The 21,116-nt window shown below is 57.6% G+C and carries 26 protein-coding genes; 13 read left to right on the plus strand and 13 right to left on the minus strand.

Annotation, left to right across the window (positions count from 1 at the left end; all coding sequences use genetic code 11):
- Positions 1–95: 95 nt before the first annotated feature.
- Positions 96–782 carry an ABC transporter substrate-binding protein gene (locus CWM61_RS01060; protein ID WP_100630530.1) on the plus strand — a complete coding sequence of 229 codons (687 nt, stop codon included), beginning with the start codon at positions 96–98 and terminating at the stop codon, positions 780–782.
- A gap of 3 nt (positions 783–785) precedes the next feature.
- Here the strand turns inward: CWM61_RS01060 and CWM61_RS01065 are convergent, their stop codons facing one another.
- The 4 genes from CWM61_RS01065 to CWM61_RS01075 form a co-directional block, all read right to left on the minus strand.
- Entirely contained in the window at positions 786–1,655 is an 870-nt protein-coding gene (locus CWM61_RS01065; protein ID WP_074385754.1) for an oxygenase MpaB family protein, read from the minus strand.
- 103 nt (positions 1,656–1,758) lie between these two features.
- Complete coding sequence (locus CWM61_RS01070) at positions 1,759–2,190, minus strand: OsmC family protein (RefSeq protein WP_008804765.1); 432 nt, start codon at positions 2,188–2,190, stop codon at positions 1,759–1,761.
- Positions 2,191–2,303: 113 nt separating this feature from the next.
- Entirely contained in the window at positions 2,304–2,438 is a 135-nt protein-coding gene (locus CWM61_RS28950; RefSeq protein ID WP_074385753.1) for a hypothetical protein, read from the minus strand.
- A 24-nt stretch (positions 2,439–2,462) separates the two neighbouring features.
- Complete coding sequence (locus CWM61_RS01075; protein WP_074385752.1) at positions 2,463–2,867, minus strand: YdeI family stress tolerance OB fold protein; 405 nt, start codon at positions 2,865–2,867, stop codon at positions 2,463–2,465.
- A gap of 145 nt (positions 2,868–3,012) precedes the next feature.
- Between CWM61_RS01075 and CWM61_RS01080 the strand changes: the two genes are divergently transcribed.
- From CWM61_RS01080 to CWM61_RS01090, 3 genes are all read left to right on the plus strand, one after another.
- Complete coding sequence (locus CWM61_RS01080; RefSeq protein ID WP_100630531.1) at positions 3,013–3,516, plus strand: hypothetical protein; 504 nt, start codon at positions 3,013–3,015, stop codon at positions 3,514–3,516.
- Between the two features lie 8 nt (positions 3,517–3,524).
- Positions 3,525–3,971, plus strand: coding sequence for a DUF421 domain-containing protein (locus tag CWM61_RS01085; protein ID WP_061154478.1), 447 nt, complete (start codon positions 3,525–3,527; stop codon positions 3,969–3,971).
- A gap of 314 nt (positions 3,972–4,285) precedes the next feature.
- Complete coding sequence (locus CWM61_RS01090) at positions 4,286–5,281, plus strand: SDR family oxidoreductase (protein ID WP_100630532.1); 996 nt, start codon at positions 4,286–4,288, stop codon at positions 5,279–5,281.
- Here the strand turns inward: CWM61_RS01090 and CWM61_RS01095 are convergent.
- From CWM61_RS01095 to CWM61_RS01115, 5 genes are all read right to left on the minus strand, one after another.
- Positions 5,278–6,903, minus strand: coding sequence for an alpha-amylase family protein (locus CWM61_RS01095; protein WP_100630533.1), 1,626 nt, complete (start codon positions 6,901–6,903; stop codon positions 5,278–5,280). The two genes, CWM61_RS01090 and CWM61_RS01095, sit on opposite strands and share 4 nt — an antisense overlap.
- A gap of 54 nt (positions 6,904–6,957) precedes the next feature.
- Positions 6,958–7,140, minus strand: a complete 183-nt coding sequence (locus tag CWM61_RS01100) for a hypothetical protein (protein WP_012968126.1) — start codon at positions 7,138–7,140, stop codon at positions 6,958–6,960.
- Positions 7,141–7,157: 17 nt separating this feature from the next.
- Positions 7,158–7,664 (minus strand): ferritin-like domain-containing protein, encoded by a 507-nt coding sequence (locus tag CWM61_RS01105; RefSeq protein WP_074385747.1) that lies wholly within the window; start codon positions 7,662–7,664, stop codon positions 7,158–7,160.
- Positions 7,665–7,687: 23 nt separating this feature from the next.
- Positions 7,688–7,903 (minus strand): hypothetical protein, encoded by a 216-nt coding sequence (locus CWM61_RS01110; RefSeq protein ID WP_008804758.1) that lies wholly within the window; start codon positions 7,901–7,903, stop codon positions 7,688–7,690.
- 201 nt (positions 7,904–8,104) lie between these two features.
- Entirely contained in the window at positions 8,105–8,290 is a 186-nt protein-coding gene (locus CWM61_RS01115) for a general stress protein (RefSeq protein ID WP_008804757.1), read from the minus strand.
- Between the two features lie 656 nt (positions 8,291–8,946).
- Here CWM61_RS01115 and CWM61_RS01120 point away from each other — a divergent pair.
- Positions 8,947–9,861 carry an SDR family oxidoreductase gene (locus CWM61_RS01120; RefSeq protein ID WP_165785225.1) on the plus strand — a complete coding sequence of 305 codons (915 nt, stop codon included), beginning with the start codon at positions 8,947–8,949 and terminating at the stop codon, positions 9,859–9,861.
- 166 nt (positions 9,862–10,027) lie between these two features.
- Positions 10,028–10,273 carry a DUF2543 family protein gene (locus tag CWM61_RS01125; protein WP_061154472.1) on the plus strand — a complete coding sequence of 82 codons (246 nt, stop codon included), beginning with the start codon at positions 10,028–10,030 and terminating at the stop codon, positions 10,271–10,273.
- A 67-nt stretch (positions 10,274–10,340) separates the two neighbouring features.
- Here CWM61_RS01125 and CWM61_RS01130 read toward each other — a convergent pair whose 3' ends face one another.
- The gene (locus CWM61_RS01130; RefSeq protein WP_100630534.1) at positions 10,341–11,234 is read right to left on the minus strand and encodes a LysR family transcriptional regulator; all 894 of its coding nucleotides are present in this window, start codon (positions 11,232–11,234) and stop codon (positions 10,341–10,343) included.
- Positions 11,235–11,348: 114 nt separating this feature from the next.
- Between CWM61_RS01130 and CWM61_RS01135 the strand changes: the two genes are divergently transcribed.
- Together CWM61_RS01135 and sra are read left to right on the plus strand one after the other, a co-directional pair.
- The gene (locus tag CWM61_RS01135; RefSeq protein WP_100630535.1) at positions 11,349–12,200 is read left to right on the plus strand and encodes a Vmh family MBL fold metallo-hydrolase; all 852 of its coding nucleotides are present in this window, start codon (positions 11,349–11,351) and stop codon (positions 12,198–12,200) included.
- A 177-nt stretch (positions 12,201–12,377) separates the two neighbouring features.
- Complete coding sequence (sra, locus tag CWM61_RS01140) at positions 12,378–12,518, plus strand: stationary-phase-induced ribosome-associated protein (protein ID WP_012541615.1); 141 nt, start codon at positions 12,378–12,380, stop codon at positions 12,516–12,518.
- Here sra and CWM61_RS28955 read toward each other — a convergent pair.
- Complete coding sequence (locus tag CWM61_RS28955) at positions 12,515–12,613, minus strand: hypothetical protein (RefSeq protein ID WP_048268468.1); 99 nt, start codon at positions 12,611–12,613, stop codon at positions 12,515–12,517. The genes sra and CWM61_RS28955 overlap by 4 nt on opposite strands.
- Before the next feature lie 85 nt (positions 12,614–12,698).
- On the opposite strand from CWM61_RS28955, the gene CWM61_RS01145 reads away from it, so the two are divergent.
- The 4 genes from CWM61_RS01145 to CWM61_RS01160 all read left to right on the plus strand — a co-directional run bounded on the left by CWM61_RS01145 (position 12,699) and on the right by CWM61_RS01160 (position 18,032).
- A complete protein-coding gene (locus CWM61_RS01145; protein ID WP_008804752.1) occupies positions 12,699–14,396 on the plus strand; it encodes an NAD-dependent malic enzyme in 1,698 nt (565 codons plus the stop codon).
- Between the two features lie 183 nt (positions 14,397–14,579).
- Positions 14,580–15,275: a glycosyl transferase gene (locus CWM61_RS01150; protein ID WP_100630536.1), complete on the plus strand. Its 696-nt coding sequence runs from the start codon at positions 14,580–14,582 to the stop codon at positions 15,273–15,275.
- Positions 15,272–15,958, plus strand: coding sequence for a hypothetical protein (locus CWM61_RS01155; protein ID WP_100630537.1), 687 nt, complete (start codon positions 15,272–15,274; stop codon positions 15,956–15,958). Before CWM61_RS01150 ends, CWM61_RS01155 begins: the two co-directional genes overlap by 4 nt.
- A gap of 358 nt (positions 15,959–16,316) precedes the next feature.
- Positions 16,317–18,032 (plus strand): ABC-F family ATP-binding cassette domain-containing protein, encoded by a 1,716-nt coding sequence (locus tag CWM61_RS01160; protein ID WP_100630538.1) that lies wholly within the window; start codon positions 16,317–16,319, stop codon positions 18,030–18,032.
- Positions 18,033–18,069: 37 nt separating this feature from the next.
- Here the strand turns inward: CWM61_RS01160 and CWM61_RS30080 are convergent, their stop codons facing one another.
- Together CWM61_RS30080 and CWM61_RS01170 are read right to left on the minus strand one after the other, a co-directional pair.
- Positions 18,070–19,023, minus strand: a complete 954-nt coding sequence (locus CWM61_RS30080) for a helix-turn-helix domain-containing GNAT family N-acetyltransferase (RefSeq protein ID WP_100630539.1) — start codon at positions 19,021–19,023, stop codon at positions 18,070–18,072.
- 167 nt (positions 19,024–19,190) lie between these two features.
- Positions 19,191–19,790, minus strand: a complete 600-nt coding sequence (locus CWM61_RS01170; protein WP_074385741.1) for an inorganic diphosphatase — start codon at positions 19,788–19,790, stop codon at positions 19,191–19,193.
- A gap of 253 nt (positions 19,791–20,043) precedes the next feature.
- Between CWM61_RS01170 and adhP the strand changes: the two genes are divergently transcribed.
- On the plus strand, positions 20,044–21,054 hold the full coding sequence (gene adhP / locus CWM61_RS01175) for an alcohol dehydrogenase AdhP (protein WP_060875756.1): 1,011 nt from the start codon (positions 20,044–20,046) through the stop codon (positions 21,052–21,054).
- Positions 21,055–21,116 lie beyond the last annotated feature (62 nt).

The following is a 21,116-nucleotide window of genomic DNA, read 5'->3' on the forward strand; positions in this document are numbered from 1 at the left end:
GGTGGCAGGACAGGTACAACCGCGCGCGGATGGGCTATCTTATGACTGGCCCGGCAGGTCGGGCCACTTTCTCTTCACCACCACAGGAGTCAGCGATGTCAGAGATCACCTCATCCCGGCTGCGTTTTGCCATTAACCTGGGCAACGCGGTCCTGGCCCATCTCGGGGAGACGGGGGAGCCCGCAGGCCTCACCGTCGAGCTTAGCCATCGGCTGGCGACGCGCTGGGGCGTCGCCGCCGAGTTCGTCCCCTATCCTGCCGCCGGAAAAGTGGTGGCTGACGCTGGCGGTGATCACTGGGACATCGCGTTTCTGGCCATCGACCCGGCCCGGGAAGCGACCCTGCGTTTTACGCCTCCCTACATCACCATCAAGGGGACCGCGCTGGTGAGAGCCGATTCGCCCTGCCAGAGCGTGGCTGACATGGATCGCCCGGCAACCATCATTAACGTCGGGCAAAACGCCGCTTACGATCTGTGGTTAACCCGTCATCTGCAGCACGCCAGCCTGAATCGCCTTCCCTCCTCGCAGGAAGCCATTGACGCCTTCCTCGCCGGTGAAGGGGATATGGTCGCCGGTATCCGACAGCCGCTGGAGGCGGCAGCCCGTCAGCACGCTGGGGTGCGGGTACTGGCGGATAATTTTACCGAGATCCAGCAGGCCATCTGCGTCGCCAGGGCGGATGTCGCTGGCTTCAACGCGGTGAATGACGCGCTCAGCGAGTGGCGGGCGGATGGCAGCCTGGAGGCACTGATTGCCCGACAGCTGGGCAAGGCGGAGTGACCTTCACTCCACTTCCATCCGGCGCATGGCGCAATGCCAGGCGCCGTTGCGTACCGAGGCACGGAGCACACGGGCCACGCCATGCACCATCAGGCGCGTCGTGCGCCGCTGCAGCGGCGTGAGCGGCAGCCCCAGCATCTCCTGCGCCCATTCCGGCAGCAGATCGATCCCGGCGCGCATCATGACCTGACCCACCGGCTGGCTCAGCCTACCCGGCAGACGAGTAGAGAGCAGCACCTCGGCTACCTCCCGGGTACGTTCGTCACAGCGCAACTGCGGACGCATCGCCTCGAGATAGTCCGCCACTTCCTGCGGCGTCTGAGGGATGTCCTGGGCCCCCAGCCGGCGGGCGATTTCCGCCGACTCGCGGAAATAGTCCTCCTGGCGCTCGGCGCTGACCACCGTCCGCTTGTAGCGCAGGTGGGAGGCCATAAAGCGACTGCACTCGGCGACGTGCACCCAGGTCAACAGCGCCGGGTCGCTGGCCTGATAAGGCGTTCCGTCCTTATCCACCCCGCCGATCCGCTGATGGATCCCCTGCACTTTGGCGATGAGCCGCTCGGCGTCGGGGGTAGTGGCAAAGGTGGTGGCGGAAATAAACTGGCTGGTACGGCGCAGGCGGCCAAAGATGTCCTCACGGAAACGGGAGTGATCCCAGACGCCGGCCAGCGCCAGGGGATGCAGCATCTGCAGCAGCAGCGCGCTGATGCCGCCGCAGAGCATCGAGGTAAAATCGCCGTGTACCTGCCAGATGGCCGACTGCGGACCAAACAGCCCTGGCTCCCCTTTAGGCTGTTCAAAATCGATCTCTTTTAGCGCCATGCCGGTCAGGCCGAGCACCTGCGCCTCGATCATCCCGCGAATGCCGATCATGATGGTGTCCCTTACGTTCAACTAAAGGACAAAAGATACCACTATTGGGCAGGCAGGGAGAGATATCGCGGAGAGGGTGCCCGCTGCACGCGGGCACGACAGCTTACGGATTCAGCTGGTAGTCGAGGGTGATATTGGCTTTCAGCACCTGCGATACCGGGCAACCGGCCTTCGCTTTCTGAATGATCTCATCGAACGCCGCCGGCGCAACGTCCGGCAGAACAATCTGACTTTGCAGCGCGATGTCGGTTATCGCAAAGCCGCCGTCGGTTTTATTGAGGGTGACCACCGCCGTCGTGTCGATTGACGTTGCGGTATAGCCCTCTTCGCTGAGCATCAGCGACAGAGCCATTGAGAAACAGGCGGCATGCGCGGCGCCAATCAGCTCCTCAGGGTTAGTGCCTTTCACCCCTTCAAAACGGGTGTTAAAGCCGTAGGGCTGCTGGCTCAGCGCCCCGCTCTCTGTCGACACGGTGCCTTTGCCATGTTTCAGATCGCCTTCCCAGTGCGCCAGCCCTTTCTTATGAATCGCCATGTGACTCCTCCTGTGATGATGTCGAACAAAAAGTATAGTGCGTGATGCCGAACCTGCGCCTTTTCTGCGGCCTGGGCATCACTGTGCCCTTAAGGATCTCGTGGTCAGCCTCGCTAACGGCCATCGTGTGGATGATAAGGATCGGTTTTGTCGTCCTTGCTGTCGTCCCGTTTACGCGGCACTTCGCCATGCTCGGCAGGCGCTTCTCGCGCAGGATGCTTTCCGCCCTGCTCGCCTTGTTTACTCATATCGGTATTCTCCGCTTGCGTAGGTTACTTAGGCGACTGCTTGAGCAGACGATCGACACGCACCACCGGCGGCGTCATTTTGCGATCGAGGCTGCCGTTGATGCTGACCAGATCGTCAGGCTCTACGTGCTGTTCGTTAAAAGCGGCGGCCGGAATGATGGCGGTGATGGTGCCGCTTTTATCGCGAAACTGATAACGGTCATTTTCCCCTCGGGTGAGCAAATTACCGCGCAGTGAAATAGTCGCGCCATCGTGCATGGTTTTCGCCTGCTCAACGGTCATGATCCGGCCATCCTCGACGCCGCGATAGCCGTCATCCAGTTTGTGCGGCGGCGGCGGTGCGGCATCCTGACTAAAACCGCCCTTATCCTCCGCCTGTGCAATACCCACGGCGAGTACACAGGCCATAGCGAGCGCTAATTTTTTCATCATCCCTCCGTCATTTTATAAGTGATTAGAATAAAGCCTGGCTGAGGCTATCCACTTTTACAAAGTCAATTGTTCTGGTATCGACTAATATAAGAATGTCCTTATCGTTACGCTGTTGCCGAAACGAAACGCGGGGGAAATAATAATGATTAAGAATCAACAGGATTGTCCCATCGTTGACGAAAATGAACGAGCACTACGCTTCGAATATCGATTCCGGCGCTATGGAATAATTGTTCTGAGTCTCATCATTCTTACCGCACTAAGCGGTCTGTGGTCCTCCGGTTATTTCAGTGAAGCGCACCGGGAAAGTGACACAGGTGAATTAAGCGTCGATTATCAACGCTATGCCAGACTGATGAGTGAAACCGAAGTGAATATCCAGATTAAACCCGATGGGGGGAATGAAAACATTATCAGCTTCACCGCCCCGTTTTTATCGCGCTACCAGGTCGGTGATATCCGCCCACAGCCGGATAAAATGTACAGCGCCGAGGGGAAATTATACCTCGTGTATCAGCAAACGGCCAACCGCTTGCCGATGTCGGTGTGGTTATCCATTACCCCAAAAACAGCCGGCAATATTTCCCTGCAGGCGGCAGTGAACGATCGCGCGCCTGTCACCTGGAACCAGTTTGTCTATCCCTAGGAGTGGCTATGGAAATGGTCCTCAGAGCCGCAGCAATCTATTTTATCCTGTTGATTATTTTTAAGATTGCTGGAAGAAGAACGCTGATGCAGTTAACCAACTTTGATCTAATATTGCTGCTGATAATTAGCGAAGCCACCCAACAGGCGATGCTCAGCACAGACTATTCCGTCACCGGTTCGATGCTCACCATCGTCACTCTGGTGGGTGTTGATATTTTATTCGGCTATATTAAGAAACGCTTCTCGCAGGCGGAAAATTTCATTGATGGCAGCCCGGTTATTGTGGTGGAAAATGGTGCTGTCATCGACGAAAAGATAAATCTCGTCAATATCTCTGTCGATGATATCCTGCTGGCAGCCAGGCAGCACCATGGGATTTATGAGCTCAAAGCGATCAAATTCGCTATCCTCGAGCGTAACGGCCAGATATCCATTATTCCTGAAAAGGAATAGTCTCAATTTTATTTATCGCGCTCCGGTTGTTTATCACCCGATTCCGGGGCGCGGGTGGCGTCATCCTCTTCTTTTTCAACGCTAAGCATATTTAATGTCACCATTTTTCCTCCTCGCGGGTTGTCAGGGTTCTAACAGATTATAGAACGTCCTCGCCGATGCAGGCACGATCCAGCCAGCGTCACCCGGATATGTCGCCTGATTCACACTGCGGTTATTCCAGGATATTTCCCACCTCGTCATTGTCATTTGTGAGGAATAATTAACCGATCCGTGCAGTTAATATTGCGCTAGCCAAAAAGAATGAGGTCACTATGTCTGTGATGGTAATTACCGGCGGAACCGCGGGGGCGGGTAAAGCCGCCGCGCTGCGTTTCGCCCGCGCAGGATATCACGTGGCGCTGATCGCCCGAGATGAGACGGGTCTGCAGGAAGCACAGCTGGCCTGCGAACGGTTTGGCATTAAAACGCTGGCCATTAGCGCCGACGTCGCCGATGCCGGGGCGCTGCAGCGCGCTGCCGCCGAGGTGGAAGCCACACTCGGCGCGATAGACGTTTGGATCAACAACGCCATGACCACCGTCCTGGCCCCCTTTCGTCAGATGAGCGAGGAGGAATTTCGCCGGGTGACGGAGGTCACCTATCTCGGCTATGTCAATGGCACCCGCGCGGCGCTGGAGGTGATGACGCCTCGGGATCGGGGAGTGATTATTCAGGCCGGCTCGGCGCTGGCCTGGCGGTCGATTCCCCTGCAATCGGCCTACTGCGGAGCCAAGGCGGCGATCCGCGGCTTTACCGATGCCGTGCGTACCGAACTGATGCACGAGCAAAGCCACATCCAGTTGACCATGGTCCAGCTGCCGGGGATGAACACCGCCCAGTTTGGCTGGGCGCGGAATAAAATGGATCAGGCCATGCAGCCGGTGCCGCCGATCTATCAGCCGGAAGTCGCCGCCGAGGCTATCTACAGCGTTATCCAGCGTCCGGTCAACGAGCTGTGGGTCGGGAAAAGCACCATCCAGTCGATCCTCGGCCAGGTCTTCTTCCCTCGCCTGCTCGATCGGCTGATGGTGAAAAAGGCGTGGGAGGGACAGTTTACCGGCCAGCCGAAACCGGCAGAGCATCAGGACGACCTGTTCACGCCGGTGCGCGGCAATCACCCCGGACACGGCCCCTTTAACGATGGCGCGCGGCGTAAAGCGGTGACGATCAGCGCCGATCTCCCGGGAAAAGTGGCTGCCGGCGTCGGAGTAGCGGTGGCGACGATGGCCCTGCGGGCGTTGTTCCGTCGTTCCGGGAAACGGCGCTAATCCAGGCTCCGGCTGAACCAGCGGTACCCATACCCGGAAAGCGACAGCCGCGCGTCATCCCCGCCGGTCAACCTGTCCCGATAGTATTTATCTTCCAGTATCGGGCTCCAGTAGCTCCTGGCCAGCGGCGGGAGTTGCACCTCTACCGTCTGCTGGCTGCAGTTCGCCAGCATCAGCACTTCCCGCGATTCGCTGCGATAGCACAAGCCCAGCACCGCAGCAGGTTTCACCGCGAGGATGGCGAAAGGAATGGAGCCCGGCTCGGTATATTCCGCCCGCGCCAGCACCATGTTGCGCACCCGGTTCAGCAGCGATCGGGGGTGGCGTAGCGCCGTTTCGACATTGATCCGCTGGTAGCGCCACCGCCCGCTGGCTATCGGTTTTACCGGCAGATCGTCCCGCGCCGCCCGGGAGAAGCCGCCGTTGGGCGCCGCCGACCACTGCATCGGCGTTCTGACCGCATAGCGCTCCGGTAAACGCAGATCGTCTCCCATGCCAATCTCGTCGCCATAGCGCATCACCGGCACGCCGGGCAGCGCCAGCAGGATCGCATGGGCCAGCGCCATGCGCCGGGTATCGCCATCCAGCATCGGCGCCAGTCGCCGGCGTACGCCACGCTGGTAAACGGACATGGATTTATCAGGGGCAAAGGTGCGGATAACCTGGCGCTTATTGCGTTCGCCAATCCCCTCGAGATCCAGTTCATCATGGTTACGCAGCCAGTTGACGAAGCAGCACCCGTCCGGCGGGGTCACCATCGCCTGCAGAGCCTTCACCACCGGGGCGGCGCGCTGCTGCGCCAGACTGAGGTAGAGGTATTTGTTAAGCCAGAAATTGAGCACCATCTGCAGCCGATCGCCGTGGCCAAAATAATGGCGGTAATCTTCTACCGCAACGTCTACTTCGCCCAGCAGTATCGCATCGGGATTGAGGCGCTGAACGACCTGCCGGAGATGGGTCAGGAGCGGGTAGCCGCGCGCCTCGTCACCCTTCCCGGCCTGTTTCACCAGATGCGACGCGGCATCGAGGCGAAAACCTGACACTCCCGCCTGCAGCCAGAAGGTGATGATGTTTTCGATTTCAGCGATCACCGGCGGATGAGCAAGATTCAGATCCGGCTCATGACGATAAAACATGTGGCGATAGTATTGCCCGGCCTGTTCGTCCCAGCGCCAGACGCTCTCCTCGACGCCGGGAAACATGGGGGGATCGTCCTTCTCCGGCGGCCTGTCGGCCCAAAGATAGTATGGCCGCCACGGCGACCGGGGATCGTGCCTGGCCGCCTGAAACCACGGGTGCTGCGCGGAGGTATGCTGGATCACCAGCTCGACGATGACCCGCAGTCCCAGCTCCCGGGCGCGGGCAATCAGCTCAATGACGTCGGCAATGGTGCCAAATCGCGGGTCAGGCTGCAGATGATCGCTGATATCATAGCCATCATCCTGCAGAGGGGTGAGATAGAACGGCGTCAGCCAGAGCACCGTCGCCCCGAGGCTGCGAATGTAATGTAGCTTTTGGCGAATACCGGCGAGATCGCCGTAGCCGTCACCGTTAGCGTCATAAAACAGTGAACTATCAACCTGATAAATGACCGCTCTGTGAAACCACTGTTCCCGTTGCATCACTATCACCTTGCTTATTCACCCTGACGGGTGGCCCGTCACTCTCCAGCAGATTCAGCGCGGTTTACGTCCACCCCTCGCCGTCGGCCGGGGTTTGGCGACAGGCGATACGGTAGCGTGCTCCGCTGAAGGCGCCCGATTCGCCACCGCGTCCACCAGAGCCTGCTGTCTGGCGGTTAATTTCAGAGGAACCTGTTCCTCGACAGCATGAAGCGCGATCGTGTGGCGTTTAACCATAGTTTTTCTCCGGCGGCTTATTTTCCGGCCTCAACGCCAGGCAGTTCAGCACGATGCAGAAATTGCCCGACGATCGTCGGCTGATGATGAAGCAGCCAGTCAGCCATGCCTCGCTCCTCCGCCAGCATCGCCTCCAGGGCGTGGATGGCATGGTGGTCGCCCACCCGTTTCGCCGCAGTCAATAAGGCGGTATAGCAGGCGACCTCGAATTGCGCAAAAACATAGGCCGTGATAATGACTTTAATGACCTCATCGCCGGGCAGCATCATCCCAATGGACTGGCCCAACGCGGCGACCCGGCTCATCGCATCCTGCAGCGCGGAGCGGGAAATATGATTACGGGCAATGATATCCTGCAGAGACGATAATTGCCGGCGGGTTTCATAGAGATGTTGTTCAAGACGCGTGCGCAGTGGCGGATAGTTTTCACTCCTTCTGATTGCGGCGATTAATATCACTTCGGCCTGTTTTTCCATCGCATGTGCATCGCGCAGCCAGTTATGGTAATTTTCAATATCCGTCATAAATACCTCTGATAACTAATCCTTTATTTGGATGTGGGATCTTCATTCTCTTCCGCCGCCTGATCCGCCCGCGCTGCGCTATATCCGGACAAATGCCCAACGATATTCGCATAAATACTAATGAGAATGACCCACAGGACGCTGTTTTTCCACCAGATTAACGAGGGTATTGCCAATATTACCCACATCACAGCAGCGACAAGATGGCAGCGTTTAATCAATGCCGGTGTCAGTTTCATTTTTATTACCTGCTATGTTATAAATACTTAACCATTGACCAGCATATTGTTAATATCATTTACCCTTCGCGTTTCACAGATAAATATGGATTAGGCGACACGATTTATTATTACCAGCCCATATAAACAGAAACCTGCGGACCGGCAGGCCCACAGGTTTTTGTTCCGGCGCCCGTTTTAACGCGCCTCAGGCTTCAGTCATTAACTGTCACCGGCTTTACGACCACCGCCATGACTGTTCTTACCACCCTTTTTACCGGCTTCGGATGCACGTTCAGGATCATTTTTAAAGTTCCCGCCGCTGTGCTGTCCGCCTTTACGCCCGGCTTCGGATGCTTTTTCACGATCTTCTGCAAAGTTACCTGAACCGCCTCTATGCTCTGCCATAATTTCACCTTTTAGGTTTACTCGATCTCGGTTGGTAAATGGAAAATGACCCTGTTACAAATCATCACCCTCGATATCTAACACTAGAGGAATGCTCGCAGCAGTCAAATTAACGCCAGGCATTTATCCACGCCAAATGGCAAATAAAAAATAAATAACGAAGCGGCGGAAAAAATAAATACAGTGTAACTCACTTATTCACATTGGATTATCACCACTCACTATCATGAAATTTTCTCGCTCCGGCGCTTTTGTAAAAAAATGAAAATGATGGGCGTTTTTTTATTTTTTTTCATCAGCCAGACACTCCAGCCATAAAAATACTCACAATGAGGTAGCTCATCAACCATCTATAGGTGCGAAAGAATATTTTTTCACAATGTGCCACCCCTTCGCTTTTAAAAATCGCACCGTCATTCAGCCCGCCCGATAAAAATAGCCCCACCCCCGAATTAAGGATGGAATAATCCTAATTTAACATCACCAATAATAACGCAACGACATACAACGAAATTCGCCAAGGATCAGCCGGTTAAAGTCAAATAAGGCCCCTATTTTGCCAGTTAAACAAGATAGATGATCCTCTCGCGTTGTCTGGCCTGGGGTGAAGCTGACCTATCCTTAGGTCTGGCCCGTTCTGTCTGAAGGAGATGACTATGCAAGATGAAAAACCGCCAATGAAAAAATTACCCACCTCCATGTTGCCAGAAGAGACGGCTCCACGTCCGGAGTTCCCGGAGCAAGAACAAAACCCACCGGGTCTGGATGCGGAAATGGAGCCGTCACCGGACCACGGGGAGACCAGCTACACCGGCACCGGGCGGCTGGCGGGTAAGAAAGCGTTAATTACCGGCGGCGACTCCGGCATTGGCCGCGCGGTGGCGATCGCCTTTGCCCGCGAAGGGGCCGATGTCGCCATAAGCTATCTGCCGGAGGAGCAAGAGGATGCCGATGAAGTCATCGCGCTGATCAAAGCCGAAGGCCGCACCGCGGTGGCCCTGCCGGGGGATATTCGCTCAGAGTCCTTCTGTCAGTCGCTGGTGGCCGACGCGGTGGAACAACTGGGAGGCCTGAGCATTCTGGTCAATAACGCCGGACGTCAGCAATACTGCGAGACCCTCGAGGAGCTCAGCACCGAAGACTTTGACGCCACCTTTAAAACCAATGTCTACGCGCCGTTCTGGATCACTCGCGCGGCGCTGCCCCATCTCCAGTCAGGGAGCGCAATCATTAATACCACCTCGGTGCAGGCCTATAAACCCAGCCCGATCCTGCTCGATTATGCCCAGACCAAAGCCTGCCTGGCGATCTTCACCAAATCGTTAGCCAAGCAGGTGGCGAAGCGAGGCATTCGCGTCAACGCCGTGGCGCCAGGCCCTTACTGGACGGTGCTGCAATCCAGCGGCGGCCAGCCGGACGAGAAAGTGAAACAATTCGGGAAAGACACACCGATGGGCCGCCCGGGGCAACCGGTAGAGATCGCCCCGCTGTACGTCACCCTGGCATCGGATGCCTGCTCGTATACTTCCGGTCAGGTATGGTGTTCTGACGGCGGGGACGGCGTGGTCTAAATCCGTCGCCTCCGGGCCGATAACCGGGCCGGCGTTATGCCGGTCCCTCCCCAACACGATCGCCGCGCAACCCCTGCGTGGCGATTTTTCCTCTCCCGCAGCGTCTTTAGCCGGCTGCATGCTATGATATCCGCCCGCCGCTGTGCGCTGACCCTGAGGACAACTGATGAGTAATGAGATCCCCCTGAAATTTTATGACATCGTGGACGAATACGAGACCGAAGCGGCCACGCCGGTCAAAGAGACGGAACGCGATGCGCTGGCGCGCTATTTTCAACTGCTGATTGAGCGGCTGATGAATAACGAAGAGATCGATGAAGAGGCGCAGCAGGAGATGGCCCGTGAAGCGGCTATTGATGAACGCCGAATAGACGATATTGCCAACTTCCTTAATCAATGGGGCAACGAGTAAGTCTCATCGTCAGCTCACCGGCAGGGCCACCGCCCGCCGGTGTTGCCGCTGAACGCAACACCTATGTTCAGGCCCCGGCGGCAATCTCCCCCAGACGTCGCTGCAGCGCATCCAGAAACAGCGGTAGCCCATCGGGCTGATAGTCGCGGGAAAGATAGATGCCATAGACGCTCAGCGCCTTCGGCGTCCAGTCAGGGAGCACCACCTCCAGCGCCCCGCTGGCCAACGCGCTCCGCGCCTCCAGTTCGGGGAGCATCGCAATGCCGCACCCGGCGACCGCCGCCTCCAGCAGCAGAGAAGAGATCCCCGCGCTCAGATTGCCGCTCACCGCCACCGACGCCTCCTGCCCCTGCGCATCGCTGAACTGCCAGCGCTGGCCGGAAAAGTGGCTGTATAACAGACAGTTATGCTGTTGCAGATCGTCAAGCGTCTTCAGCGGGCCATGCTGCTGTAGCCAGCGCGGTGCTGCACAGAGGAGCGAACGACATAGCCCAAGGCGGCGAGCGATCGCCCCGGGCTCCGGGTTGTCGGTAATGCGAATAGCCACGTCGATGCGCTCGCCGATCAGGCTGACCGGATGGTTATTGATATCCAGCTCCAGACGCAGCTGCGGATAGCGAGCGAGGAAGTCCGGCAGCAGCGGAGAGATCAGCTGCATTGCCGTGAAGTGCGCGCAGGCGACGCGCAGCGTGCCGCTAGGGTCGGCCCGCTGACGTTCGCCGGCGATTTCATCGGCGATCCGCGTCAACCCACGGGTCTTAAGCAACACTGTTTCCCCCGCCGGCGTCAGGGTCAGCCGGCGGGTGGAACGATGGATCAGCCGGGCGCCAGCCCAGTTCTCCATCTGCTCCAGATAGCGGCTGACCATCGGACGCGACATCCCCAGCGCCCGCGCCGCGGCGCTGAGACTTCCCAGTTCGCAGATGCGCAGGTACACCTGCGCAGCAATCACTCTGTCCATCATGCCCCCTTCATCTGCACGATTTATGAAACTCAGCATCTCTTATTTCAGGAATTCTAACAAATAGCGAAATCCGTACAATGGAACGCATTCACCTGTTACTGAGAACACATCATGAAATTATCTACTCTTGCTGTTGCCACGGCCCTGTTCAGCGGTTCTGTCTTCGCGGCGCCTCTGACGCTGCAAACCTACAATCCGCAGGAAAAGAGCATCTTTGCCGTTAACTCCACCCTCGTTTCCGGCCCGCACGAAGCAGTGTTGTTTGACGCGCAGTTCAGCGTCAAAGACGGCGAAAAGCTGGTGGACATGATCAAGAAAAACGGCAAGCCGCTGACGCGAATTGTGATCACCTCTGGCGATCCGGATTTCTATTTTGGTCTTGAACCGCTGGTGAAAGCCTTCCCGCAGGCGGAAGTGGTCGCCACGCCGGAGGTGGTCAAACATATTGAAGCCACCAAAGCGGCCAAACTGGCGTACTGGGGCCCGCAAATGAAAGATGGCGCGCCGACGCAGGTGTACGTTCCGCAGGCGCTGAAGGCCAACAGCTTTACCATCGACGGCGAGAAAGTAACGATTAAGCAGCCGCAGGACTACGCGGCGTTCGTCTGGATCCCGGCGAACAAAACGATCCTCGGCGGCACAGGCGTGGCGTGGGGCATGCATCTCTGGACCGCCGACACCCAGACGCCGGCCAGTCGCCAGCAATGGCGCAATACCCTGGACCAGATGATCGCCCTGCACCCGCAGCGGGTGATCCCTGGCCATTACCTCGGCACACCGCCGGAGGGAGACAGCGCGGTGCGCTTTACAAAAACGTATCTCCAGCAGTTTGAGCAGGCGCTGAAGACGCATCAGGATTCGGCCGGGGTGATCAAGGCCATGGAGACGCAGTGGCCGGGCCTGGCGGAGACCAGCTCGCTGGAGTTAAGCGCCAAAGTTAACACCGGTGAGATGAAGTGGTGATCCCGGCGGTGCGTGAGGGAGACTGTTCTTAATCTGGCGCGCGAAGGTTGCTATTGCCCTGAAAATGGACCACCCTAGCTGAGGTCGCACAAAAAACGTGCGGCCGACTTTGGGTTACATTTCATCCGGTCACCACCGGGTTTGCCCTTGAAACCAGAACAGGATAAAGGAGTCAGAATGAAATCGAACCATCAGGCACGTCATCTTCTCGGTCTGAACTATAAGCTTTCCCAGCAGAAAAAAGTGGTGCTGGAAGGCGATGAAGAAACCACCCTCAACCACATCCATGCTACCGGCCGCAAACGCCGCGGTGGTTAATTTTCAGTCTGAGTGATGATAAACAACACCGTCCTGTTGCCAGGATGGTGTTTTTTTATGGCAATTGATTGCTTGTTTACCCGCTTGACGACCATCTGCTCTATACTCTGCCCGCTGCTTTCTACCCACCCTCGCTTATCGCCGCGCCGGGACTGTGGTCATGATCAAGGAGTTAGTGCGATGCAATTTACTCATAAGAAAAACCGTTCCCTGTACATCCCTTACGCGGGTCCCGTTCTGCTTGAATTCCCCCTCCTCAACAAGGGCAGCGCCTTCAGTCTGGAAGAGCGCAGCAATTTCAACCTTCTTGGCCTGCTGCCGGAAGTGGTTGAAACCATCGAAGAGCAAGCGGAACGCGCCTGGATCCAGTATCAGGGATTCAAAACTGAAATCGACAAACACATCTACCTGCGTAACATCCAGGACACCAACGAAACCCTGTTTTATCGCCTGATCGGCAACCATCTCGAAGAGATGATGCCGGTTATCTATACCCCGACGGTGGGCGCCGCCTGCGAACGTTTCTCCGAGATTTACCGTCGCGCCCGCGGCGTCTTCATCTCTTACCAGAATCGCCATAACCTTGACGACATCCTGCAGAACGTCCCGAACCATAACGTGAAAGTGATTGTGGTCACCGATGGCGAGCGTATTCTCGGCCTCGGCGACCAGGGGATCGGCGGGATGGGGATCCCGATCGGCAAGCTGTCGCTGTACACCACCTGCGGCGGCATCAGCCCGGCTTATACCCTGCCCATCGTGCTGGACGTTGGAACAAACAACCAGCAGCTGCTGGACGATCCGCTGTATATGGGCTGGCGCCATCCGCGCATTACCGACGACGAGTATTATCAGTTCGTTGACGACGTGATCCAGGCGATTAAGGCCCGCTGGCCGGACGTCCTGCTGCAGTTTGAAGACTTTGCGCAGAAGAACGCCATGCCGCTGCTCAACCGCTATCGCAATGAAATCTGTTCATTTAATGACGATATTCAGGGCACCGCGGCGGTCACCGTCGGGACGCTGATCGCCGCCAGCCGCGGCGCCGGTAGCCAGCTCAGCGAGCAGAAAATCGTCTTCCTCGGCGCGGGTTCCGCCGGCTGCGGCATCGCCGAGCAGATTATCGCCCAGATCGTCCGCGAAGGCGTTAGCGAAGAAGAGGCCCGCCAGCGCGTGTTCATGGTTGACCGCTTCGGCCTGTTAACCGACGGCATGCCTAATCTGCTGCCGTTCCAGAACAAGCTGGTGCAGAAGCGTGAGCATCTGCAGGGCTGGGATACCACTAACGATGTGCTGTCCCTGCTGGACGTAGTGCGTAACGTGAAGCCGAACATTCTGATCGGCGTCTCGGGTCAGCCGGGGCTGTTCACGGAAGAGATTATCCGCGAGATGCACAAGCACTGCCCGCGGCCAATCGTGATGCCGCTCTCTAACCCGACCTCACGGGTGGAAGCGACGCCGCAGAATATCCTGAGCTGGACCGACGGCGAGGCGCTGGTCGCCACCGGCAGCCCGTTTGCCCCGGTCACCCTGAAAGGCAAGCAGTACGCCATCGCGCAATGCAATAACTCTTATATCTTCCCGGGCATTGGTCTGGGGGTGATTGCTTCCGGCGCGTCGCGGGTCACCGACGAGATGCTGATGGCCGCCAGTGAAACCCTGGCGAAACACTCGCCGCTGGTGAACAACGGCGAAGGTCCGGTGCTGCCGGAGCTGAAGGATATCCAGACCGTCTCACGGGCAATTGCCTTCGCGGTCGGCAAAGTGGCGCAGGAGCAAGGCGTGGCGGTGAAAACCTCCGCTGAAGCGCTGCTGCAGGCCATTAGCGATAATTTCTGGCTGCCGGAATATCGCAATTATCGCCGCACCTCGATTTAATCACGCTCACCGGGTCGACATATCGGCCCGGTTTTTAATAACGTCAGAATAATATCTCCCGCCACAGAAACGCCTTTTTCGCCCATATTCATTCATCGTAAAAATATAAAACGGATAGCATTTGCCGCGCGCCCTCCGCTGTGCAAAATAGTTGTTTCTCACCCCCTCACAATGGAATGTGAAATGCAAAAATTAACCCCTGGCGCGAATAAAGCGAATGCTATTCTGATCCGGATTGTCTTGTTTCTTATCGGCGGTATCGCCATCATCACCGGAATGTGCCTCTTCAGCGGCGATATGTGGATGCTCACCCCGCGCGCTGACCAGTATCAGCCCGCCACCGGCGATCTGGTGGATGTCGTCATCTATGAACCGAGTAAATTTTTCTTCGCCCTGCTCTACGTGTTTATTATTACCCTGGTCTGGCTGTTGGCGGTACGTAAAATCCCCTGGCGGCCGATACAGCATCCTATATTACCGCTGATGGTACTGATTGCCGCCGGGATATTTATTTTCCTCCGTCCGGAGGTTACCCCCGGACGATATGTCAGTATTCAGTACGGTAAACACAATACCTATTACGCGTCTATATTCTGGATGAAAACCCGGTCAGGTAGTCATTCCGCTAAGCAATCAAAATATGAAACCTTTGTTGAAGCAAAAGATCCCCGCTGGCTTATCGACAGAAACAATCTTGGCCGCGCCTGGCGCTGTGAAGTGCAGCGGCATAGCCAGTTTTACACCCTGTCATTCAATGAGGGCTGGTTTCCGAACGGCGATCCGCAGATCCTTGCCAACCAGTGTAGCCAGATTGCCGATCTGGATACGGTCTCTGAAGACGAGCTTCTGGTCACTAAAACCATCAGGAGCCGTAAATGAGCCAGCAAAAAATCGTTCTGCGACCGACATTACGTCTCTGGCTGGGGCTGTTTAGCGGACTGTTGTTGGTGAGCGCCATCAGCGCCTTTCACGGTGAGTACTGGTATTTCGGCGATAAGCAGGCGTTTTACGCGGCGAAAGCCGGCGAGGTTTCGGTGCATGAACTCTATACGCCGGCAAAAATCCTCTTTGCTTTTATCGTCAGCACGATCCCACCGCTGCTGTGGCTGCTGCTGGTTAACCGTCGGACGCCGCGGCTGCTGACCCACATTCTCTCACCGGTGTTACTCCTGCTGGCGGGACTGGTGTTTTTCTTCCTGAGACCCGACGTGATTCCCGGCGGAGAGACCCCTGTCTATCGCTACGGCGAGCGGGAGCGCTACTACCAGACGGTCCGCTGGCAGAGACCGGAGCCGGGCGCGTGGCGGGATACCCGCTCTGAGTACAACGTGTATATCGAATATCGCGATCCCAAGGGATATCGCAAAGCCGACAATATTAAAAACGCCTATACCTGTGAAACCCACCGTGAGTCTCGCTTTTTGACCTTAACGACCGAGGAAGATTGGTATCCGGATGCGTATCCGAATATTCTCGATGCCCCCTGCCAGGCGATAAAGGATCCCCAGGCGCTGACGGAATATACCCGCGACCACGCCCGCTGGTTTCCCATCATGTTCTAGCAAACACATAAGCCTTCTGCGCCAACCCGGCTTCGTAGACAAAGGCGGAGCAGGCGAAAGCTGGCGGGGGCCCCCTGCCAGTTTTGTCACTGGCGTCGCTTGCTTTTCCCCACTACACTGCCACCACCCATCCACTGACTGAATAAAAAAGGAGGCCCCCCATGCTGTATTGTGAAATGTTTATTGTTTCACATGCATTAGGCAATTGCGCCAGCTCAAGCGTTATCGGTATCGTGCTGCGATAACTATGGCTTGAGCGAAGACACTTCACGCAATCCCTTCTCTCCGGCTTACCGGGTTATCGTCAGCGAGTTTTGACGAGGCATTTGCATGCCTGTAACTCTTGAGTAAGTTGACTATGAGTACATTACTAACTGCCCATGCGCTCCACGTGGAGACTGCCTTTGGGCCGCTGTTTAATACCCTCTCCTTCACCCTGAAGAAAGGCGACCGTATCGGTCTCATCGGCCATAACGGTTGCGGCAAAAGCACCCTGTTGCAGGTGCTGGACGGCTCCCTCACGCCCACTTCGGGCAGCGTCTCACTCGCCGGTCAGTGTCTGATGGCCCGCGTTGAACAGCATCTGCCGGAGGCACTGCGTTCGCAGTCGCTGTTGCAGGCCGTGCTGGCCCCGTTACCCGCCGATATACGGGAAGCGCAGCGCTGGCTGGCCGAACGCCTGCTGGCGCAGATGGGCTTTACCCCGGCGGTGATGGAGCAGCAAACCACTACCCTGAGCGGCGGCCAGCACACGCGCCTGCTGTTGGCCCGGGCGCTGATCCGCCAGCCTGACCTGCTGCTGTTGGATGAGCCCGGCAACCATCTCGATCTGCCGACTCTGCTGTGGCTGGAAAGCTTCCTGCAAACCTGGCAGGGGAGCTTCGTGCTGGTGTCACACGACAACACCTTACTGGATGCTGTAACTAATGCCAGTTGGATCCTCCGCGACCAGACGCTGCACAGCTTCGCCTTGCCCTGCAGCGCTGCCCGTCAGGCATTGCAGGAGCAGGATGAAAGCGCCGCGCTGCGTCATAAGGCCGAGCAAAAGGAGATCGACCGGGTCAGCGCCAGCGCCCGGCGCCTGGCCACCTGGGGTCGGGTCTATGACAACGAAGACCTCGCCCGCAAAGCCAAACAGATGGAGAAGCAGGTCGCCCGCCTGAAAGACGAGCAAACCGAGCTCAGCGTCGGCCCGCCGTGGCGTCTGTCATTGCAGGGGGACGCCCTGCCGGCTGACCGCCTGCTGGAGATGGACACCCTGCCCGTCGCGCCCGCGCCGGGCCTGCCATCCCTCTTCACCACCGGCGTGGCGCGCCTGCGCAGCGGCGATCGCGTGGCCATCATGGGCCGCAACGGCGGCGGTAAATCGTCCCTGCTGCGCCTGCTGTGGCAGCAGATGAAGGACGCATCGCCCCTCCCGGGGCTGCGCCTGCATCCCCGGCTGCACCCCGGCTACTATGACCAGACGCTGGAGCAGTTACCGGACGATGCCAGCCTGCTCGACGCGCTGACACCGTTCGCCCCGTCGGCCGACACCCGTAAACGGGCGCTGATCGCCGCCGGGTTTGGCTGGGCGAGACATAGCCAGAAGGTCAGCACCCTCAGCGGCGGCGAGCGGTCGCGGCTACTGTTTGTTGGCCTCTCGCTGGCGCGCTACAGTCTGCTGCTGCTGGATGAACCCACCAACCATCTTGATATGGAGGGTAAAGCGGCGCTGGCGCAGACGCTGCGCGATTACCCCGGCGGCGTGCTGCTGGTCAGTCATGACCGCCAGCTGATTAGCGAAAGCTGTAACCGCTTCTGGCTGATCGACAACGCCGGGTTAACGGAATGGCACAGCCTGGAGGAGGTCTATGCCCGTCTGCAGGCCGTGGCGCCCGCCCCGGACAGTCGACTCGCTTTGCAGAGTACGCCCGCCGGGGCTGACAATGATGAGGAGGCGCTGCTGGCGCGGCTGATTGACCTTGAGCAATGGCTGGCTGACGATATGGGCCGCAAGCCAAAACATCAAAAGCCGTCACTTCAGGCGCAGTGGCGAGAGGAGATTAACCGCCTGCTTAACCAGCTGGCGTAATCTCCATGTTCCCCCCACCGGCTAAGGCGTCACGCCCTTAGCCGGTGTTTCCGGACCGGGTAAATTGCTGCTCGGTCATTACCTTTCCCCACTGCTCTCCCTGCCATTCGCGGGTTAACGTGAAGCCAAAGGATTCATACAGTTTGCGGGCCGCGTCCAGCCCTTTAAAGGTCCACAGCTGCACCGCGCTAAACTGGCGACTATCGCAGAAAGTCATCGCCTCGCTGAGCAGACGCCTGCCGATGCCGGTTCCCCGGCAGCTGTCGTCGAGAATAAACCAGCGCAGATGCGCCTCCTGCTGGCCGAGGTCCTCGCCATCGATAGCCAGCGAGCCGACGATTTTCCCTTCGCGGATCGCCAGCCAGATCTGGTTGGCCGGGGAGGAAAGCCGGGTGGCAAATTCCGCTACGCCGCTGGCGACCTTGCCTTCAAAAAAAGCGCCAAAGTCATGATGACGGGCGTAATACTCCCCGTGCATCTGGGCAATCCGGCCGATCATCCCCGGCTGATAGCCGGTCATCAGCGAAATTTGCGGAGCCGTATCCGCGAGCGCGCTATCCCGACACTGCGCCAGCGCCCGGGCATAGGCCGCCAGTCCAGTGGCGACCGTTTGCTGCTGCGTCTCATCCAGATGGTCTAACGCCTCCACCACCTGGCGGGTACCCCAGGCGTTAATTTTCGCCACCGTATCGTGCCCCTTTGCCGTCAAGGCGAGTGATTTCGCGCGCGCATCCTCCGCGCAAGGACGCTCCTCCAGCTCACCGGCCGCCAGCAGACGGGAGACCATCCGGCTGACGCTTGATTTTTCCAGTCCCAGCAACGTGACCAGCTGCGCGGCCGTCATCTCCCCCCTCATCGATACCTCAAGCAGGGTGTGCACCGCCGAAGGTGAATAATGGGTGGCGGCCAGCGTGGTGCTCATAAAGCCCAGCTCGCGCACCATTAACCGCGAGGCGGTACGAATCTGTTGGATTAAGGGGGTGTCAGGCATGGCAGCGGGTCCGAAACATGAAATGGTTGTACAATACAACCATCATCTTCATCCTGCGTCAAGATGCAATATGGTGAGATAAGCGTTGCCGTGTGACCTGTGATTTCGCCGCCACAGGGGTCGTGAGAGCGAATACCGCGGGCGCCGGACAGCGCCCGCGATGAATATTATTGCGGGTTCTTCGCTTTCCAGGCCTCCCAGGCCGATTTGATCTCCTGCTTCGCAGCGGCGGCATCATTAAAACCGGCCAGCTCAACCTTTTTACGCCCCTCTGGCAGTTCTTTATAGACCCGGAAGAAGGCCTCCAGCCGCTGCTGCTCGATTTTCGGCAGATCGGTGATGGTCTTGATGTCGTCATAGGTCGGATCAATTTTGCTGGCCGGCACGGCGATGATTTTGTCGTCTTTCTCACCGCCGTCTATCATCTTTAGGACACCGATCGGCCGCAGCTTAATCAGTGTGCCCGGCGCCATCGGCGCGCGAGTGTAAAACACCACGTCCAGCGGGTCCCCATCTCCGGCCAGCGACTGGGTCAGCGAGCCGTAGTTCGCCGGGTAAGCCACCGGCATCGACTGAAAGCGGTCGGCGATGATAAACCCCGTTTTGGCGTCGGTTTCATACTTAATCATGCCACCTGCCGGGATCTCGGTGACGGCGTAAAATTCTTCCGGGTTGTTTTCCGGCTGGGGGAATTCCAGTACGTTCTGCGCCTGCGCGGCGGCGGACAGAAACAGACCGGCAGTGAGGATGGTTTTTACCAGATGCATTGTTGTATCACTCTGTTGTTATAAGAAATTGATGCGCAAAACGATAGAGTTGGGTGATGAAGAAAACATGACCATTCAGTGACGCTATTATTACCTACCAAAATTAGAGGTATTGTCTGAATTTTGTGCTGCCGCTGTAGCAAAAAACCACATCCTGTACTAAAGCGCCTTGTATTTTTCTCCATAGCGTCTAATCCTTATTGGGTACTATTGCATTAATAAAATTAAACAATCCCCTCACAAGGAGACAGGCATGAAGGCTGCTGTTGTTACCCACGACCATCAGGTTAACGTCACGGAAAAAACGCTGCGCCCGCTGGAATACGGTGAAGCGTTGTTGAAAATGGAATGCTGCGGCGTGTGTCATACGGACCTGCACGTGAAAAACGGCGATTTTGGCGATAAAACCGGCGTCATTCTCGGCCATGAAGGGATCGGGGTGGTGCAAAAAGTCGGACCGGGCGTGACCTCCCTGAAGCCAGGCGATCGCGCCAGCGTGGCGTGGTTCTTCGAAGGCTGCGGCCACTGCGATTACTGTAACAGCGGCAATGAGACGCTGTGTCGCTCGGTAAAAAACGCCGGCTATTCCGTCGACGGCGGCATGGCGGAAGAGTGCATCGTCACCGCCAACTACTCAGTTAAAGTGCCGGACGGCCTCGACTCTGCCGCCGCCAGCAGTATCACCTGCGCGGGCGTCACTACCTACAAAGCGGTCAAGGTCTCCCACATCAAACCGGGTCAGTGGATCGCTATCTACGGTCTCGGCGGGCTGGGTAACCTGGCGCTGCAGTATGCGAAGAATGTCTTTAACGCCAAAGTGATCGCTATCGACGTCAACGACGGGCAGCTGGAACTGGCGGCCTCGATGGGCGCCGATCTGACCATCAACTCCCGTAATGAAGATGCGGCGAAAGTGATTCAGGAAAAAACCGGCGGCGCGCATGCTGCCGTGGTGACCGCGGTAGCTAAGGCGGCCTTTAACTCGGCGGTGGATGCCGTTCGTGCCGGTGGCCGCGTGGTCGCGGTAGGCCTGCCGCCGGAGGCGATGAGCCTCGATATTCCACGTCTGGTGCTCGACGGCATCGAGGTAGTCGGTTCGCTGGTCGGTACTCGTCAGGATCTGGTGGAAGCCTTCCAGTTTGCCGCCGAAGGCAAAGTGGTGCCGAAAGTCACCCTGCGCCCGCTGGAAGATATCAACGCCATCTTTAAAGAGATGGAACAAGGTCAGATCCGCGGCCGTATGGTTATCGATCTGCGCAGCTAATCACCTACGCCTCTCCCGCCCGGGAGAGGCGCTTGCTCCACGCTTCCCACTCGCGAAGTAAA

The organism is Klebsiella sp. K-Nf6 (genome assembly GCF_002806655.1).
GTDB lineage: Bacteria > Pseudomonadota > Gammaproteobacteria > Enterobacterales > Enterobacteriaceae > Klebsiella > Klebsiella variicola.

Excerpts from the sequence above, each read along its gene's own strand:
- CWM61_RS01060 (WP_100630530.1), top strand. The coding sequence starts at position 96 with ATGTCAGAGATCACCTCATCCCGGCTGCGTTTTGCCATTAACCTGGGC.
- CWM61_RS01065 (WP_074385754.1), bottom strand. The coding sequence starts at position 1,655 with ATGATCGGCATTCGCGGGATGATCGAGGCGCAGGTGCTCGGCCTGACC.
- CWM61_RS01070 (WP_008804765.1), bottom strand. The coding sequence starts at position 2,190 with ATGGCGATTCATAAGAAAGGGCTGGCGCACTGGGAAGGCGATCTGAAA.
- CWM61_RS28950 (WP_074385753.1), bottom strand. The coding sequence starts at position 2,438 with ATGAGTAAACAAGGCGAGCAGGGCGGAAAGCATCCTGCGCGAGAAGCG.
- CWM61_RS01075 (WP_074385752.1), bottom strand. The coding sequence starts at position 2,867 with ATGAAAAAATTAGCGCTCGCTATGGCCTGTGTACTCGCCGTGGGTATT.
- CWM61_RS01080 (WP_100630531.1), top strand. The coding sequence starts at position 3,013 with ATGATTAAGAATCAACAGGATTGTCCCATCGTTGACGAAAATGAACGA.
- CWM61_RS01085 (WP_061154478.1), top strand. The coding sequence starts at position 3,525 with ATGGAAATGGTCCTCAGAGCCGCAGCAATCTATTTTATCCTGTTGATT.
- CWM61_RS01090 (WP_100630532.1), top strand. The coding sequence starts at position 4,286 with ATGTCTGTGATGGTAATTACCGGCGGAACCGCGGGGGCGGGTAAAGCC.
- CWM61_RS01095 (WP_100630533.1), bottom strand. The coding sequence starts at position 6,903 with ATGCAACGGGAACAGTGGTTTCACAGAGCGGTCATTTATCAGGTTGAT.
- CWM61_RS01100 (WP_012968126.1), bottom strand. The coding sequence starts at position 7,140 with ATGGTTAAACGCCACACGATCGCGCTTCATGCTGTCGAGGAACAGGTT.
- CWM61_RS01105 (WP_074385747.1), bottom strand. The coding sequence starts at position 7,664 with ATGACGGATATTGAAAATTACCATAACTGGCTGCGCGATGCACATGCG.
- CWM61_RS01110 (WP_008804758.1), bottom strand. The coding sequence starts at position 7,903 with ATGAAACTGACACCGGCATTGATTAAACGCTGCCATCTTGTCGCTGCT.
- CWM61_RS01115 (WP_008804757.1), bottom strand. The coding sequence starts at position 8,290 with ATGGCAGAGCATAGAGGCGGTTCAGGTAACTTTGCAGAAGATCGTGAA.
- CWM61_RS01120 (WP_165785225.1), top strand. The coding sequence starts at position 8,947 with ATGCAAGATGAAAAACCGCCAATGAAAAAATTACCCACCTCCATGTTG.
- CWM61_RS01125 (WP_061154472.1), top strand. The coding sequence starts at position 10,028 with ATGAGTAATGAGATCCCCCTGAAATTTTATGACATCGTGGACGAATAC.
- CWM61_RS01130 (WP_100630534.1), bottom strand. The coding sequence starts at position 11,234 with ATGGACAGAGTGATTGCTGCGCAGGTGTACCTGCGCATCTGCGAACTG.
- CWM61_RS01135 (WP_100630535.1), top strand. The coding sequence starts at position 11,349 with ATGAAATTATCTACTCTTGCTGTTGCCACGGCCCTGTTCAGCGGTTCT.
- sra (WP_012541615.1), top strand. The coding sequence starts at position 12,378 with ATGAAATCGAACCATCAGGCACGTCATCTTCTCGGTCTGAACTATAAG.
- CWM61_RS28955 (WP_048268468.1), bottom strand. The coding sequence starts at position 12,613 with ATGGTCGTCAAGCGGGTAAACAAGCAATCAATTGCCATAAAAAAACAC.
- CWM61_RS01145 (WP_008804752.1), top strand. The coding sequence starts at position 12,699 with ATGCAATTTACTCATAAGAAAAACCGTTCCCTGTACATCCCTTACGCG.
- CWM61_RS01150 (WP_100630536.1), top strand. The coding sequence starts at position 14,580 with ATGCAAAAATTAACCCCTGGCGCGAATAAAGCGAATGCTATTCTGATC.
- CWM61_RS01155 (WP_100630537.1), top strand. The coding sequence starts at position 15,272 with ATGAGCCAGCAAAAAATCGTTCTGCGACCGACATTACGTCTCTGGCTG.
- CWM61_RS01160 (WP_100630538.1), top strand. The coding sequence starts at position 16,317 with ATGAGTACATTACTAACTGCCCATGCGCTCCACGTGGAGACTGCCTTT.
- CWM61_RS30080 (WP_100630539.1), bottom strand. The coding sequence starts at position 19,023 with ATGCCTGACACCCCCTTAATCCAACAGATTCGTACCGCCTCGCGGTTA.
- CWM61_RS01170 (WP_074385741.1), bottom strand. The coding sequence starts at position 19,790 with ATGCATCTGGTAAAAACCATCCTCACTGCCGGTCTGTTTCTGTCCGCC.
- adhP (WP_060875756.1), top strand. The coding sequence starts at position 20,044 with ATGAAGGCTGCTGTTGTTACCCACGACCATCAGGTTAACGTCACGGAA.